17 protein-coding genes are annotated in these 16,309 nt (G+C 66.7%); 9 read left to right on the top strand and 8 right to left on the bottom strand.

Going from position 1 to position 16,309, the window contains the following annotated elements:
- Positions 1-61 precede the first annotated feature (61 nt).
- From ACWIGM_RS23805 to maiA, 8 genes are all read left to right on the top strand, one after another.
- A complete protein-coding gene (locus ACWIGM_RS23805) occupies positions 62-1,297 on the top strand; it encodes a metal-dependent hydrolase family protein (RefSeq protein ID WP_454028441.1) in 1,236 nt (411 codons plus the stop codon).
- Positions 1,298-1,330: 33 nt separating this feature from the next.
- Positions 1,331-2,146 carry an ABC transporter permease gene (locus ACWIGM_RS23800; RefSeq protein ID WP_454028440.1) on the top strand — a complete coding sequence of 272 codons (816 nt, stop codon included), beginning with the start codon at positions 1,331-1,333 and terminating at the stop codon, positions 2,144-2,146.
- A gap of 1 nt (position 2,147) precedes the next feature.
- Positions 2,148-3,200 carry an ABC transporter ATP-binding protein gene (locus ACWIGM_RS23795; RefSeq protein WP_454028439.1) on the top strand — a complete coding sequence of 351 codons (1,053 nt, stop codon included), beginning with the start codon at positions 2,148-2,150 and terminating at the stop codon, positions 3,198-3,200.
- Positions 3,201-3,234: 34 nt separating this feature from the next.
- Positions 3,235-4,293, top strand: coding sequence for an ABC transporter substrate-binding protein (locus ACWIGM_RS23790; RefSeq protein ID WP_454028438.1), 1,059 nt, complete (start codon positions 3,235-3,237; stop codon positions 4,291-4,293).
- Positions 4,290-5,159 carry an ABC transporter permease gene (locus ACWIGM_RS23785; protein WP_454028437.1) on the top strand — a complete coding sequence of 290 codons (870 nt, stop codon included), beginning with the start codon at positions 4,290-4,292 and terminating at the stop codon, positions 5,157-5,159. The genes ACWIGM_RS23790 and ACWIGM_RS23785 overlap by 4 nt, the downstream gene beginning before the upstream one ends.
- 82 nt (positions 5,160-5,241) lie before the next feature.
- On the top strand, positions 5,242-5,430 hold the full coding sequence (locus ACWIGM_RS23780) for a twin transmembrane helix small protein (RefSeq protein ID WP_454028436.1): 189 nt from the start codon (positions 5,242-5,244) through the stop codon (positions 5,428-5,430).
- A 99-nt stretch (positions 5,431-5,529) separates the two neighbouring features.
- On the top strand, positions 5,530-6,135 hold the full coding sequence (locus ACWIGM_RS23775) for an acyloxyacyl hydrolase (protein ID WP_454028435.1): 606 nt from the start codon (positions 5,530-5,532) through the stop codon (positions 6,133-6,135).
- Positions 6,136-6,173: 38 nt separating this feature from the next.
- The gene (gene maiA, locus ACWIGM_RS23770; RefSeq protein WP_454028434.1) at positions 6,174-6,806 is read left to right on the top strand and encodes a maleylacetoacetate isomerase; all 633 of its coding nucleotides are present in this window, start codon (positions 6,174-6,176) and stop codon (positions 6,804-6,806) included.
- A gap of 6 nt (positions 6,807-6,812) precedes the next feature.
- Here the strand turns inward: maiA and ACWIGM_RS23765 are convergent, their stop codons facing one another.
- Entirely contained in the window at positions 6,813-7,064 is a 252-nt protein-coding gene (locus ACWIGM_RS23765) for a hypothetical protein (RefSeq protein WP_454028758.1), read from the bottom strand.
- Positions 7,065-7,177: 113 nt separating this feature from the next.
- Positions 7,178-8,047, bottom strand: a complete 870-nt coding sequence (gene bla, locus ACWIGM_RS23760; protein WP_454028433.1) for a class A beta-lactamase — start codon at positions 8,045-8,047, stop codon at positions 7,178-7,180.
- Between the two features lie 195 nt (positions 8,048-8,242).
- Here bla and ACWIGM_RS23755 point away from each other — a divergent pair, with 195 nt between their 5' ends.
- Complete coding sequence (locus tag ACWIGM_RS23755) at positions 8,243-9,133, top strand: LysR substrate-binding domain-containing protein (protein ID WP_454028432.1); 891 nt, start codon at positions 8,243-8,245, stop codon at positions 9,131-9,133.
- A gap of 18 nt (positions 9,134-9,151) precedes the next feature.
- On the opposite strand, the gene ACWIGM_RS23750 is transcribed toward ACWIGM_RS23755, so the two are convergent.
- The 6 genes from ACWIGM_RS23750 to ACWIGM_RS23725 all read right to left on the bottom strand — a co-directional run bounded on the left by ACWIGM_RS23750 (position 9,152) and on the right by ACWIGM_RS23725 (position 16,169).
- Positions 9,152-10,012, bottom strand: a complete 861-nt coding sequence (locus tag ACWIGM_RS23750; RefSeq protein WP_454028431.1) for a hydroxymethylglutaryl-CoA lyase — start codon at positions 10,010-10,012, stop codon at positions 9,152-9,154.
- A 2-nt stretch (positions 10,013-10,014) separates the two neighbouring features.
- Complete coding sequence (locus tag ACWIGM_RS23745; protein ID WP_454028757.1) at positions 10,015-10,719, bottom strand: ABC transporter ATP-binding protein; 705 nt, start codon at positions 10,717-10,719, stop codon at positions 10,015-10,017.
- Positions 10,720-10,721: 2 nt separating this feature from the next.
- Positions 10,722-12,515 (bottom strand): branched-chain amino acid ABC transporter ATP-binding protein/permease, encoded by a 1,794-nt coding sequence (locus tag ACWIGM_RS23740; RefSeq protein ID WP_454028430.1) that lies wholly within the window; start codon positions 12,513-12,515, stop codon positions 10,722-10,724.
- Positions 12,515-13,432 carry a branched-chain amino acid ABC transporter permease gene (locus tag ACWIGM_RS23735; protein ID WP_454028429.1) on the bottom strand — a complete coding sequence of 306 codons (918 nt, stop codon included), beginning with the start codon at positions 13,430-13,432 and terminating at the stop codon, positions 12,515-12,517. Before ACWIGM_RS23735 ends, ACWIGM_RS23740 begins: the two co-directional genes overlap by 1 nt.
- A gap of 156 nt (positions 13,433-13,588) precedes the next feature.
- Positions 13,589-14,791 (bottom strand): ABC transporter substrate-binding protein, encoded by a 1,203-nt coding sequence (locus ACWIGM_RS23730; RefSeq protein WP_454028428.1) that lies wholly within the window; start codon positions 14,789-14,791, stop codon positions 13,589-13,591.
- A 58-nt stretch (positions 14,792-14,849) separates the two neighbouring features.
- On the bottom strand, positions 14,850-16,169 hold the full coding sequence (locus ACWIGM_RS23725; protein ID WP_454028427.1) for a hydroxymethylglutaryl-CoA reductase, degradative: 1,320 nt from the start codon (positions 16,167-16,169) through the stop codon (positions 14,850-14,852).
- Positions 16,170-16,309: the final 140 nt, after the last annotated feature.

Here is a 16,309-nt window from a genome sequence, read left to right as displayed (position 1 = left end):
CGCGATAGACATCATCTGGAGAGCTCGTAATATATCAGGAATAGCGCTGGGAGACGCCGCCATGACGCAGGTCCTGTTCCGCAATTTCGCGATGCTGGAGCCCGATCATGGTGAGCTGCGAAAAGGGCACGAGCTGCTCGTCGAAGGCGAGCTGATCCGCGAGGTCTCCGACAAGCCGATCAAGGCCGACAAGGCTGCTGTGATCGATTGCGGCGGACGCACGCTGATGCCCGGCCTGATCGACAGCCACGTCCATGTCATGCTCTCCGAGGTCTATATCCGCCTGCTCGAGAGCGTGCCGCTGACGCTGGCCACTGCCCGCGCCGCGCGCCTGATGAAGGGCATGATCGACCGCGGCTTCACCTCGGTGCGCGACACCGGCGGTGCCGACTGGGGCATCAAGGAGGCGGTCGAGAAGGGCGATATCGCCGGGCCGCGCCTGTTCATCGCCGGCGCCGCGATCGGCCCGACCGGCGGCCATAGCGACCCGCGCCGGCGCACCGATTTCGGCGCCCGCTGCCATTGCTGCAACGCCATGGCCTTCACGATGAACATCTCCGACGGCGTCTCGTCCGTCATCAAGTCGACGCGCGAGCAGATGCGCCTCGGCGCCGATCACATCAAGATCATGATGTCCGGCGGCGTCGCCAGCCCTTACGACCCGCTCGACTCCATGCAGTTCACGGTCGAGGAGGTCACGGCCGCCGTCACCGAGGCCAAGGCCTTCGGCCGCTATGTCTGCGCCCATGCCTATACGCCCGAAGCGATCACCCGGGCGGCGCAATGCGGCGTGCGCGCCATCGAGCACGGCAACCTGATCGACGAGGCCTCGGCCAGGCTGATGGCTGAGAACAACATGTTCCTGACCGCCAACCTCGTCGCCTATTATGCGATGAAGGAGCGCGCCGCCGAGTTCGGCATGAATGCCGAGATGTTGGCCAAGAACGATCTCGTCATCGATGGCGGCCTGAAATCCCTGGAGATCTGCAAGCGCGCTGGCGTGCCCGTCGCCTATGGCTCCGATCTGCTCGGCCAGCTCCAGGCGGACCAGTCGCGCGAATTCCTGCTGCGCCGCGAGGTGCTCTCGCCGATCGAGATCATCCGCTCGGCCACCACGGTCGGTGCACAGCTACTGCGCATGGAAGGCAAGCTCGGCACGCTGCGTGCAGGGGCTTATGCGGATATCATCCTGGTCGATGGCGATCCGCTGAAGAGCCTGGAGCTGTTCCAGGATCAGGGCGCGAAGCTGCCGGTGATTATGAAGGGTGGCGCGTTCCACAAGAACACGCTGCATTGAGGACAGGCACGAGGCGATGAAGAGGACAGCGATTTGAGCGCCGCGCGGCTGAGCTTGGGACGCATCGCGCTGAGCGGCGCGGCCACGCTCTCGCTCGGCTTCATCCTGATGCCACTCTTCTTCGTGGTCTGGCTCGCCTTCTTCCGCCAGGAGATCCCCTCCTTCCCGCCGGAAGGCTATTCGCTGAAATGGTTCCAGGCGGCAGCGAACAACAAGCCCTTCGTCGACGGCTTCATCCTCAGCCTGCAGGTCGGCGTGCTCGCGACCCTGATCGGGCTCGTGCTCGGTGTGCCTGCCAGCCTTGCCCTGATGCGCCATCGCATCGCGCTCGGCCCGGCGATCAACACGCTCCTGCTGCTGCCGCTGGTGATGCCCGGCATCGTGCTCGGCACCTCGCTCTACGTCTTCCAGATCGAGACCGAGATCAACACGGGCCTGCCGGTACTGGGCTCGCTCGGCGGCCTCGTCGCCGCCCATAGCCTCGTCGTCATCCCGTGGGTGGTGAAGCTGGTGACCGCCAGCCTCGCGGGCTTCGACCGCACCATCGAGGAAGCCGCGCAGAATCTCGGCGCCGGCCCCTGGACGACCTTTCGCCGCGTGACCTTGCCGAGCATCCGGCCGGGCCTCGTCGCCGGCTCGCTCTTCGGCTTCGTCACCTCCTTCGGCAATCTCGAGATGAGCTTGTTCCTGGTCGGACCCGGCCGCACGACATTGCCGATCGCGATCCTGCAATACCTCGAATGGAAGATCGACCCGACGGTGGCTGCCGCCTCGGTCATCCAGATCGTCCTGATCGGAGCGGCGATGATCATCACCGACCGTTACGTCAAGCTGAGCCGGGTGGTCTGATATGGCGAAGCTTTCGATCGAGCATCTGCGCAAGGTCTATGGCGAGTTCACCGCCGTCGACGATTGCAGCATCGACATCGCCGAGGGCGAGTTCCTCGTCCTGCTCGGCCCCTCCGGCTGCGGCAAGACCACGACCTTGCGCATGGTCGCCGGCTTCATCCAGCCGACGGCAGGCAAGATCACCATCGGCGAGCGCGACGTCACCAACCTGCCGCCCTGGAAGCGCAATTGCGGCCTGGTCTTCCAGTCCTATGCACTCTTCCCGCATATGACGGTCGCCGAGAACGTCGCCTTCGGCCTGGAGATGCGCAAGATCGCGCCGGCAGATCGTGCACCGCGCGTTACCGAAGCCTTGCGGCTCGTGCGCCTAACCGGTCTCGACGAGCGCTATCCGCGCCAGCTTTCCGGTGGCCAGCAGCAGCGTGTCGCGCTGGCGCGCGCGCTCGCCACCGAGCCGGACGTGCTGCTGCTCGACGAGCCGCTCTCCAATCTCGATGCCAAATTGCGCCAGGAAGTCCGCGTCGAGATCCGCGACCTCCAGCGCAAGCTCGGCCTGACCACGATCATGGTCACGCACGACCAGGAGGAGGCCCTCACCATGGCCGACCGGCTGGTGGTGATGGAGAAGGGCAAGGTCCGCCAGATCGGCACGCAGCGCGAGCTCTACGAGAAGCCGGCCGACCGCTTCGTCGCCGGCTTCATCGGCCGCAGCGCCTTCCTCGACGGTGAGGCGGCAGGTGGGCGTTTCCGCAGCGGCGGCGGCCTCGACATCACCTGCAAGGCGGCCGCAGCAGGGCCGGCGACGCTGGCGCTGCGGCCCGAACGCCTCGCCATCGGCGCGGAGGCGGAAAGCTGCGCCAACCGTTTCCCGGCGAGGGTCGAGCACGTCTCCTATCTCGGCGCGCTGCTCGACATCGACGTCAGGCTGACCGAGCAGGACCGCATTCTGCTGCAGGTGCCCAACCGCCCCGGCGCGGCCGAGCCGAAGCCGGGCGACATGATCACGATAGGCTGGGCCGAAGACGCCGGGCTCGTCTATCCGCGCGAGCCTTGAAACCGCTCGACGGGCGTCCAACAGGGGAACGAACATGAAAAAGATCGATAGACGCGATGTCCTGAAAGGCCTGGCCGTTGGTGCAGGCGCCGCGGTCGCCATGCCGGCGCTCGGCGGCAGCGCACACGCTCAATCCGGCGGTAGGGTCGTGGTCGGCACCTGGGGCGGCGACTATGCTCGCCTGCTCACCAAGAACATCGAGGACCCGCTGCTCAAGCCCAAGGGGCTCGAAGTGGTGCAGGATCAGGCCGGCGACGCGCCACGCCGCGCCAAGATGGTCGCCGAGCGCCGCCTGCCGCGCGGCACGGTCGACATCCAGGGCTTCTCGGCCGCCAACATGTTCGAGATGAACGAGGCCGGCGTCACGGAGACGCTCGACTACTCCAAGATCCCGAACGCCAAGAACCTGCTGCCGACGATGAAGTACCCGTACGGCATCGGGCACATCTATTCCGGCAACGTCGTCATCTACAATCCCAAGCTGATCAGCCCGGCTCCGTTCGGCTTCAAGGACTGGCTCAACCCGCAATGGGGCAACAAGATCGGCTTCATCGACATCCAGTACCAGGCGATCATGATCGCCGCCTCGATGGCCGCCACCGGCGGCGCGAGCATGAATGACATGGACAAGGCCAAGGAGGTCCTGCTCGCGGTCAAGAAGGCCGGCGCGCGCGTCTACCCGACCAACGAGGCCTTCGCCCAGGCGATGAAGAACGAGGAAGTCGGCATCAGCGCGATCTGGAAGGCGCGCGTGGTGCAATGGCAGAACGCCGGCATTCCCTGCGAGGCGGTCTCCCCGGTCGAGGGCATCCCGGCTTACGTCTCGGGCTTCGTCATCGCCAAGAACGCGCCCAACAAGGACAACGCCTACGCCTATATGAACGCCATGCTCGCCAAGGAGCCGCAGGAGGCCTTTGCCGTCGACATGGGCTATAACGGCACGGTCTCCGGCCTCTCCGTCGCGCCCGACCTGCAAAAGCGCATCGGCTTCACCCCCGATGAGGAGAAGCGCATCAAGGATCTCGACTACGCCTTCCTCGCCAAGAACGATTCGGCGATGAAGGAGTGGTGGGACAAGGTGTTCAAGGGGTGAGCATCGCCCCCGAACCAGTCGCGGGTGCCCGCACCAGCCTCGCCGGGATGCTCGTCGTCCCGGCAACGATCTTCGTCGCGATCGGGCTCATCGGTCCGATCGCGATCCTGTTCCGCTATTCGCTCAATCAGTTCATCCCCGGCCAGTTCATGGTCGACGGGCTGACGATCGAGAACTACGTCAAGTTCTTCACCGACTCGTTCTATCTCAACGTGCTCTGGCGCACGGTCCGCGTCGCGGTGGTCTGTACGATCGTCTGCCTGATCATGGGCTTCCCGCTCGCCTATGTGCTGGCGCGCACCGAGAGCCGCTTCAAGAACCTCTTGATCATGCTGGTGGTGCTGCCGCTCTTCGTCGGCAATGCCGTGCGCGCCGCCGGCTGGATGACCGCCTTCGGCAGCAAGGGCGCGCTCAACGCTTCGCTGATGGGTCTTGGCCTGATCGAGCAGCCGCTCGAGATCATGTTCACCGAGACCGCCGTGATCATCGGCATCATCGCGGTCAACCTGCCCTTCATGGTGCTGACGCTGCAGAGCGTGATCGAGGGCATCAACCGCAATGTCGAGGAAGCCGCCTTCAGCCTCGGCGCCGGCCCGGCAGCAATGTTCGCCCGCGTGCTCTGGCCGCTCGCCATGCCCGGCATCCTCGCCGGCACGATCCTGACCTTCATCCTGGCGATGAATGCCTATGCCACGCCGGTCCTGCTCGGCGGTCCGAAATTCCAGACCATGGGCCCGCTGGTCTACGGCCAATTCGCCCAGCAGAACAACTGGCCCTTTGGCGGCGCCATCTCCTTCATCCTGATGACGGCGACGCTGCTGCTCACCATCGCCGCCAATCTGATCGTGCAGCGGCGCTATCGCTAGGCTAGAACCTTCTCCACGGCTGTGGCGCTTCGCCGCCGCGTCCGTGCTGGCCAAGCGCCATCACGAGGATTAAAGCACGGCGATGAACGTCTCCACCGCTCTGGTTCCGATCGCCGTCGGCGCCGTCGCCGTCGTGCTGTTGCTCGGCCTGGTCAACATGCTGCGCGGTGGCAATGCCAACACCTCGCAGAGGCTGATGCGGCTGCGCGTGGTGCTGCAGTTCATTGCGATTCTCGTGATCCTCGGCGTGCTCTGGTGGCGCGCCGGCTGATCATTCTCCGGTGCGCAAGGGCGGCATCGTCACATTGCGGCCACCACTCTCTGCGCTTTTTCAACCTTTAAAACCTCCGTCGAAACCCACCCGTCCACCATGGTTCGCGTCGCGTCGCTGTTCGTAGCTCTCTCGGTCCTCTCCGCGCCCGCTTTGGCGCAGAGCGACCGCGGCGGCAATCGCGCGCTCGGCTATGCGCCGGCGACGGAAGCACCGGCTCCTGCCTGGGAGGCGCGCTTCGGCCTCGGCGCCGCCAATCCTGGCGGTCGCGAGAGCGGGCTTCTGAACCTCGGCGGCGAGATCCTGACGCCGCGTGTCGCCACGCTGAACGACCGCCTCGCCAACGCCTTCATGCCGCGCTTCCACCTCGGCTCCAGCTTGAACGTCAACGGCACGCAATACGCCTATGCCGGCGCGACCTGGACCTTCGACGTCTCGCAATCCGTCTTCGTCGAAGCGAGCCTCGGCGCCGCCCTCAATAATGGCAAGACCGGTACCGTCATCCCCGAGAACCGCCTGAATGTCGGCTGCAACACCGGTGCGCGCGGCGCGGCCGCCCTCGGCTTTCGCCTGAGCGACCGCTGGAGCCTGATCGCGACACTTGAGCATTTCAGCACCGCCGGCTGCTCCGACAACCCGCTCGCCAACGCCGGCAATCCGCGCGGTCCCTCGAATTTCGGCGCCCGCCTCGGCTATACTTTCTAGGCCGGCCGATCGGAGCCGGCTCCATGGGAGGCGGCACGATGAAGCTGCATGGCTATTTCCGCAGTTCGGCCGCCTGGCGCGTGCGCATCGCGCTCAATCTCAAGGGCCTCGACGTCGAGCACGTCTCGCATCATTTGCGCCATGGCGAGCAGCGCGATCCCGCCTATCTCGTGCTCAACCCGCAGGGGCTGGTGCCGACACTGGAGCTCGATGACGGCACGGCGCTGACCCAGTCGCTCGCCATCATCGAATGGCTCGAGGAAACGCGTCCCGAACCGGCATTGCTGCCAAAGGACTCGACCGCGCGCGCCAAGGTTCGCGCCTTCGCCCAGGCGATCGCCTGCGACACCCACCCCGTGCAGAACCTCAAGGTGCTGAACCGGCTGCGCGAACTCGGACACGATGGCGATACCGCGCTGGCCTGGGCTGCCAACGTCAATATCGACGGGCTCTCCGCTTGCGAGCAGCTCGCGGCCAACAATCCCGGCCCGTTCTGCTTCGGCTCGCAGCCCGGCCTCGCTGATATCTGCCTCGTGCCGCAGCTCGGCAATGCCAGGCGCTTCAAGGTCGACGTCGCCCAGTTCCCACGCCTGCTGCGGGCGGAGGCGGCCGCGATGGAGCTCGCCGCCTTCCGCGATGCGACGCCCGACCGCCAGGCCGACGCCGAATAAGGCGTCTCACCAGCGCCGATACGGCCACGGCCCCCAATACGGCCCGTAGAACCCGGACGTCTCCAGCCGCGCACGCCGCGAGGCCGAGCGGTCGAGATCAACCTCCATCAGGCAGTTGGCGAAGCCTTCCGCTCCCGGCTTAAACCCGTAGGAGCGGCAGCGTGCTTCATCGGCGCTGCGCTGCTCGGCCGCCGTCATGCAGCCACCGAGCACGGCTGCCAGCCCCAATGCGATGAACCATGTCGCACGCATCGTCAGATCCTCCAGGCCGTGCGGGATTCGCGGGGATCATGCCATGAAAGCTGCGTTTTGGCGTCACCTTTCAGAGCCGGCTGACGAACACCTGCCGTTTCGGAGGATTTTTCGGCAGTTCAGAGCGAGATCGCCAGCCGTCCGACTTCCGCCAGCACGGCTTCGCGCTCCGGGAAGGCCCCCCGTGACTCCGTATAATAGGCGGTGACGATCAGCGGCGCGCGGCCAGGCGGCCAGATCACGCCGACATCGTTAGTCGCATTGTTGTTGCCGGTTCCGGTCTTCTCGCCGATGCGCCAGCCCTTCGGCACCCCTGCCCGCAAGCGCTTGTCACCGGTCTTGTTGGCGACGAGCCAGGCCGTCAATTGCTGGCGCGAGGCCGGCGTCAGCGCCCCGCCGAGCACGGTCTGGCGCAGCACGCCGGCCATGGCGATCGGTGTCGTCGTGTCACGCGGATCGCCGGGCCTCGCCTCGTTGAGCTCCGGCTCGCGCCGGTCGAGCCGCGAAGCCTCGTCGCCGAGCGAGCGCATATAGTCCGTCAGCCCCTTCGGCCCCCCGAAGGAATCGAGCAGCAGGTTGCCAGCCGTGTTGTCGCTCAGCGTGACCGCCGCATCGCAAATCTCCGCGATCGTCAGTCCTTTCTCGACATGCTTTTCAGTGACCGGCGAATAGGTGATGAGATCGGCCTTGCTGTAGCTGACGCGCCGTTCGAGCTCCTCCTCGCCGCGGTCGACCCGCGCCAGCGCGAAGGCAGCGGCGACGAATTTGAACGTGCTGCACATGGCGAAGCGCTCCTCGCCGCGATGAGCGACGATGCGACCACTGCCGCTGTCGAGGATCGCGACGCCGAGCCGCCCGCCATGCCTGCGGTCCAGTGCGAACAGCGCCTCGCGCACCTCTTCCTCGCGCCCTTGGGCGAAAGCAGGCGCGGCACCCAGCATCGGCGCGGTCATCAGGGAGCCGATCAGCAGCTCACGGCGTCGGATCATCGGTTTTCTCCATGTGGAAACCATCGCGCCAACGGCACGTCGCGCGGGATGTCGGAAACGGTTTTGGTGAAGACGTCGCGACCTGCGACAGCATGACAGGCCGAGCCTGTCGCCCGGCACCGTTCTCGCCTCAGGCTTGCCCAATCGCAAACGATGATATCTCTACGGAGCCATTAGATTTCCTAAGGCTCGGCCATGCTCCGCCCGCATCTGCCACTGAACGCGCTGCGCGCCTTCGAGGCCTCGGCCCGCCATCTCAGCTTTACTCGTGCCGCGATCGAGCTCTGCGTCACCCAGGCAGCGATCAGCCATCAGGTGAAGGGGCTAGAGGAACGCATCGGCGTCGAGCTCTTCCGTCGCCTGCCACGCGGCCTTGCGTTGACGGATGAAGGCCGCGGCCTACTGCCGACGCTGCGCGAGAGCTTCGACCGCATCGCCGGTCTGCTTGAGCGCTTCGAGACCGGGCGCCCGGTCGAGGTCCTGAACGTCGGCGCAGTCGGCACCTTCGCGCTCGGCTGGCTGCTGCCGCGCCTGGCCGGCTTCCGTCAGGCCCATCCGGAGATCGATCTACGCCTTACCACCAACAACAACCGCGTCGATCTCGCTGCCGAGGGGCTCGACTACGCCTTGCGCTTCGGCGGCGGCGCCTGGCACGGCACGGCGGCGCTGCGCCTGTTCGAGGCGCCTATGACGCCGGTTTGCGCACCATCGCGCATGACAGAACTGAGCCACCCTGCCGATCTCACAGGGCAGGTCCTCCTGCGTTCCTATCGCGCCGACGAGTGGACGCTATGGAGCGAGGCGGCCGGGATCGAGCCCCTACAGGCGCGCGGGCCGGTCTTCGACAGCTCGATCGCCCTTGCCGAGGTTGCGGCAGCTGGTGAAGGCATCGCGCTCGTGCCCGCGCTGTTGTTCACGCGCTATTTCGACGCCGGCCGGTTGGTTCGGCCTTTCCCGGTCGAGGTCTCCCTCGGTAGCTATTGGCTGACCTGGCTGCAATCACGCTCGCTGACGCCGGCCATGCTGGCCTTCCGCGACTGGACTGTTGAGGAGAGCCGTATGTCGATCGTGCCCGGCGCGAGCTGACTGGGCCGGGAACAGCGTTCACACTCGATCAATGCGCCTGGCGATTCCTTCCGCAGCCTCGCGCAGGCTAGCGAGATCGATCCCGGTCGCGATGCCTTTGGCCTCGAAATGCGCGACAAGCCGCTCCGTCGCGAGATTGCCGGCCGCGCCGGGCGCATAGGGACAGCCGCCGAGCCCGCCGACCGAGCCGTCGAAGACGCGCAGGCCCAGCTCCCAAGCCGCCGCGACATTGGCGATGGCGCGACCCGATGTGTCGTGGAAATGCCCGGCCAGCATCCTGGCCGGCGCTCGCCGCAACGCCGCCTCGACCATCGCCGCCGTCCGCTCCGCCGTGCCGCGGCCGAGCGTATCGGACAAGGCGATCTCGTTGCAGCCAAGCGCGAGCAGTTCGGCCGTGACCGTCGCGACCGCCTCGGGCGCGATCCCCCCTTCATAGGGGCAGTCGAGCGCGCAGGAGACATAGCCGCGCACCGGCACGCCGGCGCGCTGCGCCAACGCCATCACCGGCCGGAAGCGTTCGATGCTCTCCGCGATCGAGCAGTTGGTGTTCTTCCGGCAGAAGCTCTCTGACGCAGCGGTGAACACGGCGAGCGCCTGTGCGCCGGCGGCCAGTGCGAGCTCCGCTCCCTTTTCGTTCGGGACGAGCGCCGAGAAGACGACGCCGGGCCGATGAGGCACACCGCGCATCACCAGCTCATGATCGGCCATTTGCGGCACCCACCGAGGCGAGACGAAGGCCGCCGCCTCGATGCGGGAAAGACCGGCATCGGCGAGCTTGCCGATCAGCGCGAGCTTGTCCGCGGTCGCGATCTCGGCCTTCTCGTTCTGCAGCCCGTCGCGCGGGCCGACTTCGACGATGGTGACACTCTCACCGGACATCCTCACGCCCCGAGATAGGCCGAGCGCACCCGCTCGTCGCGTAAAAGCTCTGCGCCGGTGCCTTCGAGCGTGATCGAGCCGGTCTCGATGACATAAGCGCGGTCGGCGATGGCGAGCGCCTGATTGGCCATCTGCTCGACCAGCAGGATCGTCATACCCTCCTCGCGCAGGCGGCGGATCACAGCGAAGACCTCGCGGACGATCAGCGGCGCGAGGCCGAGCGAGGGCTCGTCGAGCAGGAGGAGCTTCGGCCGCGCCATCAGGGCACGGGCGATCGCCAGCATCTGCTGCTCGCCGCCCGAGAGCGTGCCGGCGAGCTGGTCCTGCCGCTCGGCGAGGCGCGGGAAGACGGCGAAATAGCGCTCGATATCGCTGGCGATGCCATCTTCGTCGCGACGCGCATAGGCGCCGAGCACGAGATTGTCGCGGACGCTCTGGTCACCGAAGACCAGGCGCCCTTCCGGCGAATGGCCGATGCCGAGGCGGACGCAGTCATGCCCCCGAATGCCGGTGATGTCGCGGCCTTCGAAGCGGATCGTGCCGCTGGCGACTTTCACCAGCCCGCCGATCGCCCGCATCAGCGTCGACTTGCCGGCGCCATTGCCGCCGATCAGCGTGACGACCTCGCCCTGCCCGACCTGCAGCGAGATGCCCTTCAGCGCCTCGACCGCGCCATAGCGGACCTTGAGCCCTTCGATCGCGAGCATGGTCATGCGGCGTCTCCGGTCAGGGCGGCATCGTCATCGGCACCGAGATAGGCGGCGATGACCTTGGGGTCCCGGCGGATCGCTTCGGGCCGTCCCTCGGCGATCAGCGCGCCATAGTCGAGCACCAGCACGTGCTGCGAGATGCCCATGACCAGATCCATGTGGTGCTCGATCAGGAGCACGGTGACGCCGGCCTGCTGGATGCGGCGGATGACTTCGCCGAGCTCATGAGTCTCCTGCGGGTTGAGGCCTGCAGCTGGCTCGTCGAGCAGCAGCAGTTTGGGCCTCGAGGCGAGCGCACGGGCGATCTCGAGCCGCCGCTGCAGGCCGTAAGGCAGACTCTTCGCCGGCTCATAGGCGCGCTCGCCGAGGCCGAAATCGGCAAGCAGCGCCAGCGCGTCGGCGCGGACCGTCGCCTCCGCCCGGCGGCTCGGCGGCAGCCCGAGCAGCGAGGCGACAAAGCCGGTCTCGATATGGCGATGCGCGCCGAGCAGGACATTGTCGAGCGCCGAGAGCTCGCCGAACAGTTTGAGGTTCTGGAAGGTGCGGGCGATGCCGAGCGCGGCGACGCGATGCGCCGGCCAGCCGACGATCTCCTGACCCTCGAAGCGGATCGAGCCACTGCCCGGCGCGACATGGCCGGAGAGCAGATTGAGCAGCGTTGTCTTGCCGGCGCCGTTCGGGCCGATCAGCGCATGGACCTTGCCGGCGCTGATCGTGAAGGAGACGTTGCGCACCGGGACGATGCCGCCATAGGCCTTGTAGAGATCCTTGACGACGAGGATTTCGCCGCTGGCCGCCGTTGCGGATGTTGCCGCCAGAGCGCTGTGGCCGGGGACCGCAAGCGGAGCCGCCTTGCCTTGTCGCCACCTCGCAGCGAGGCCGGAAACCGCCCCGGCGATGCCATTCGGCATCAGATAGAGCGAGAACAGCAGCAGCGCGCCATAGGTGAAGTGCTGCAATGCCGGCCAGCGCGCCAGCCAGGCGTCGAGCAGGGTCAGGATCACCGCGCCGAAGAGCGGCCCGTAGAGCGAGCCGGAGCCACCGAAGATCACCACGACCAGCAGGAAGATCGAGAGGTTGAAGGTGATGAAGTCGGAGTTGAAATACTGGTTCTGCTGCGCGACCACGGCGCCCGCGAGCGCGCAGGTCACCGCCGAGATCACGAAGGCGAGCGTCTTGGCGCGCACCACCGAGATGCCCACCGACTGCGCCGCCGGCTCGGCCATCTGCACGCCAAGGAAGGCGCGGCCATAACGGCCGGCGAGCAGCGAGCGCAGCGTCAGATGGGTGGCGATGCAGAGCGCGCCGACGAACCAGACCCAGTGCAGATTGGTGAAGCTGACGCCGGCTATGGATGGCGCACTGATGCCGTAGAAGCCGGCCTGGCCCTTGAAGATGTCGGTCCACTCCGTGACGATCTTCTCGACGACGATGCCGAAGCCGATCGTCACCATGGCCAGGCTCGGTCCCGAGACGCGCACCGAGGGCATGGCGATGACGAGGCCGAAGATCGCGCCGAAGCCGCAGGCAAGAAGCAGCGACAGCCAGGGGGAGAGCCCCCATTCGATATTGGCGATCGCCGCCGTATAGGCGCCGACGGCGAAGAGCCCGGCATGGCCCAGCGATTTCTGGCCGGCATAGCCGACGAGGACGTTGAGGCCCGCCGCGGCGAGATAGTTCACTCCGATCGTGAACAGGATCTGCAGGTAGAAATCGTTGAGGCCGAACAGGGGCACGAGCGCGAGCGCTGCCGCCAGTGCCGCCACCCCGAGGGCATGGGCGAGCGCCGGCATCAGATCTTCTCCACGCTGCGCGCGCCCATCAGCCCGCTGGGCCGAACGACCAGCACGATGATGATCAGCAGAAAGATGGTGATCTCGCGCATCTCGGCGCGCCAGAGCCCGACCAGCGCCTCGACGATCCCGAGCAGGAAGCCGCCGAGCATGCAGCCGCGCGGGCTGGTCAGGCCGCCGACGATCGCGGCCGAGAAGGCCTTCAGCGCGATGCCGAGGCCGATGAAGACGGATGCCGTGGTGATCGGCGCGATCAGGATGCCGGCGAGCCCGGCCAGCGCCGAGGAGATCACGAAAGCCGCGATGACAATCATCTCGACATTGATGCCGACGATCGCCGCGGCCTGCGGGTTGAAGGCGACGGCGCGCAGCGCCTTGCCGAAGCGGGTCTTGCGCAGGACGATGTCGAGCCCGACCATGACGGCGACCGCGACGACCGCGATCAGCACCTCCTGCGGTCGGATGCCGGCGCCGGCGATGCGCCAGACATCGCTGCCGAGCGGCGACGGCACCGCGATCGAAGCCGGGCCCCAGATCGCCAGCGCGGTGTTCTGCATGATGATGCCGAAGCCGATCGTGCTCAGCACCCAGTTGAGGCCGCCGGCCCCGACGAAAGGCTTGATCGCGCAGTAGTAGAGCGCGATGCCGATCGCGCCGACCACGACGACGCTGGCGATCGTCGCCAGCACATAGGCCATCATCGTCATCTCGGCCTGGGTCAGGTTGCCGAAATGCGGCTTGCCGGCCGCCAGCAGCAAGAGCGAGACGCCGACCAGGCTGCCCGGCACGAGGAAGGCGCCCTGGCCGAAATTGAAGGTCTTGGTCGTGGCGTAGGTGATGTTGAAGCCGAGCGCGATCAAACCGTAGATCGCGCCCAGCGCCAGACCGCTGGCCAGAGCCTGAAGGAATGCCGTCATCGTCTCTCCGCCATGACCAGCCAAAGCCGCTCCGGCCTCGTCATGCTCGCCTTGTGGCGAGCATCCACGTCTTGAACACCGCGTTCGATCGATCAAGCGAAGACGTGGATGGTCGGCACAAGGCCGACCATGACGGGCGGAAGCCCGATGGAGACGTCAGCGCTTCAGATCAGCCGCCGTCAGCCCCTTGACCACGGCGTCGTCGAGCTTGACCACGCGGCCGTCTTTCCATTGCGCGAGGTGGAAGTCGGCGACGCCGAGGGCCTCGTGCTGCTCCTTGCTGAAGGGCTTCTCGTATTTCTTAATGATGCCCTGCACCGCGCCGAGATTCTCCAGCGCAGCCTGCAACTTCGGGCCGTCCGTGCCGTCGGCCTGCTTGATCGCGGCGGCGATCAGCATCACCGCGTCATAGCCCTGCGCCGCCGAGACGAAGGCCGGCATGTTCGGGTGCTTGGCGACAAGGCGCTTGTGCAGCGCGGCCGACCGGTCGCTGGCGTCCTCGGTGGTCGAGGCGGCGAAGATCGTCTTCTCGGCGAGCTTGGGGCCGGCGATGTTGACCAGCGGCGTGTTGATCGAGCCCCAGGTCGAGAGCAGGCCGGGGTAATAATCCATCTTCTCCATGCTCTTCAGCACCTGCGCCGTAGCATCCGCCAGCGAGCCGGTGATGATCATGTCGGCGCCGGCCGCCTTCAGCTTGGCGAGCTGCGAGGTCATGTCGGTGTCCTTCGGCCCGAATTTCTCGATGCCGACCGGCTTGATGCCGTGCAGGGTCAGGATCTCCTGCAGGTCCTTGGTCGCCGCCTGGCCATAGCCGGTGGTGTCGGCGATGATCGCGATGTTCTTGCTCTTCGAGGCCTTGACCGCATAGGCGGCGAGCAAAGCGAGCTGCTCGCGATCGACCATCGAGACCCGGAAGATGTAGTTCTGCGGCTCCTTGGCATAGCGGGCGGTGATGTCGGTCGCGGTCGCGACATGCGAGATCACCGGCACCTTCTTCTGCTGCGGGATGTGCAGCCAGGCGAGCGCATTGCCTGAATTGGTCGGGCCGACCACGGCCGCGACCTTCTCGTTGTCGATCAGCTCGTTCATGTTCTGGATCGACTTCGGTGGCGCGCCGGCATCGTCACGGACGACGCCGACGACCTTGCGGCCGAGGACGCCGCCCTGGGCGTTGAGATCGTCGATCGCCGCCTGAAAGCCATAGAGGCCGGAGAGGCCGAGCTCGGCCGCGCCTGAGGCCGACTGGTCGGCATTGTAGCCGATCTTGATCTCGTTCTGTGCGTAGGCCGGCAGCGACAGCGCCATGCCGGCCGAGACCAGCAGGGCACTGAGGGTGCGGCGGGTAATGCGATTGTCCATGAACGTTCCTCCGGTTGTCGTCCGCTTGCTGCGGTTCTGTGGTGATTCCAAAAAAAGGTCAGCCCTTGCGCCGTTCCGCCAGCAGCTCGCGTGCCCGGTCGACGCGGACGTCGTGCGTACGCGCGAGCTCGGCGGCGATCGCCTCGATCTCGGCCCCCTCGGCCCCGGCGACGATGGCGATGTTGCGGGCGTGCAGCGCCATATGGCCGCGCTGGATGCCTTCGGTCGCCAGCGCCCTGAGCGCCGCCATGTTCTGGGCGAGCCCGACCGCGACGGTGACCTCGGCCAACTCCTGGGCACTGGTGACGCCGAGCAGGCGCAGTGCCCATTGCGCCAGTGGATGGGTCTTGGTCGCGCCGCCGACCAGGCCGAGCGCCATCGGCAGCTCGATCGAGCCGACGAGGTTGCCGTCCTTGTCCTCCTCCCAGGTCGTCAGCGAGGTGTAGCGGCCGCTGCGCGCGGCATAGGCATGGGCGCCGGCCTCGATCGCGCGCCAGTCATTGCCGGTCGCGACCACCACGGGGTCGATGCCGTTCATGATGCCCTTGTTATGGGTCGTGGCGCGGTAGGGGTCGATCGCGGCGAAGGTGTAGGCGTCGAGCATGCCGTCGATCATGCGCCGCCCGGAGAATTCCTTGGTCGCCAGCGCCGCCTCGGGGATGGTGACGCTGGCGCGCGCCAGCCGGAGGTCGGCGAGGTTGGAGAGGATGCGCAGGCGCACCGTGCCGCCGGTGATGCGCTCGACGATCGGCGCCACCGTCTCGGCCATGGTGTTGACGGTGTTGGCGCCCATCGCGTCGCGGACGTCGACGAGCAGGTGCATCACCACGATCGGCCCGCGCGGCGTCTGCGGGAAGACATGCACCTCGATGCCCTGGCAGCCACCGCCGAGCGAGACCAGCACCTTGTCCTTGGCATTGGCGGCCGCGACGATCTCGGCCTGCGCCGCCAGCAGCTTGTGGCGCGCGCCCTCGGGATCGCCGATGCCGAGGAGCTGGACCTGCGCCCGCATGATCGGCCGGTCGCTCGAAGTGCGGAAGCCGCCGGAGCCGCGGGCGATCCGGGCCATATAGGAGGCGGCGGCGACGACGGAGGGCTCCTCCACCGCCATCGGGATCAGGTAATCCTTGCCGTTGACGGTGAAGTTCGTGGCGATGCCGAGCGGCAGTTCGAAGGTGCCGACGACGTTCTCGATCATGCCGTTGGCGAGAGTGAGCGGGAGCCCGCCAGGCTGAGCCAGCAAGGCGCGGTCGGCATCGGCCAGCCCGGCCGCCGCAACGGCCTGCTCCAGCCGCTCGGCGCAGCTCAGATTGCGGAAGTTCTCGATGCGCGAGTTCACCTCGCGTCCGGCGGCGCTGCGCGCCTCGGCCGTCACCATGTCATGTCCTCCCCAGCCGGGGTTTTTTGATGCACCGCGCGAGCGGCATCGGCGCTTCTTCGGTTGACAAGCTCGGACAATCGCCGGAGAGCGGCAAGGCACAATTTCTACAATGTCCCATTCTCTGTACCAGCGAATTG

The organism is Allobosea sp. NPDC055332 (assembly GCF_053645455.1).
The sequence above is the reverse complement of the archived record's forward strand: the minus strand, read 5'-3'. Positions and strand labels throughout refer to the sequence as shown.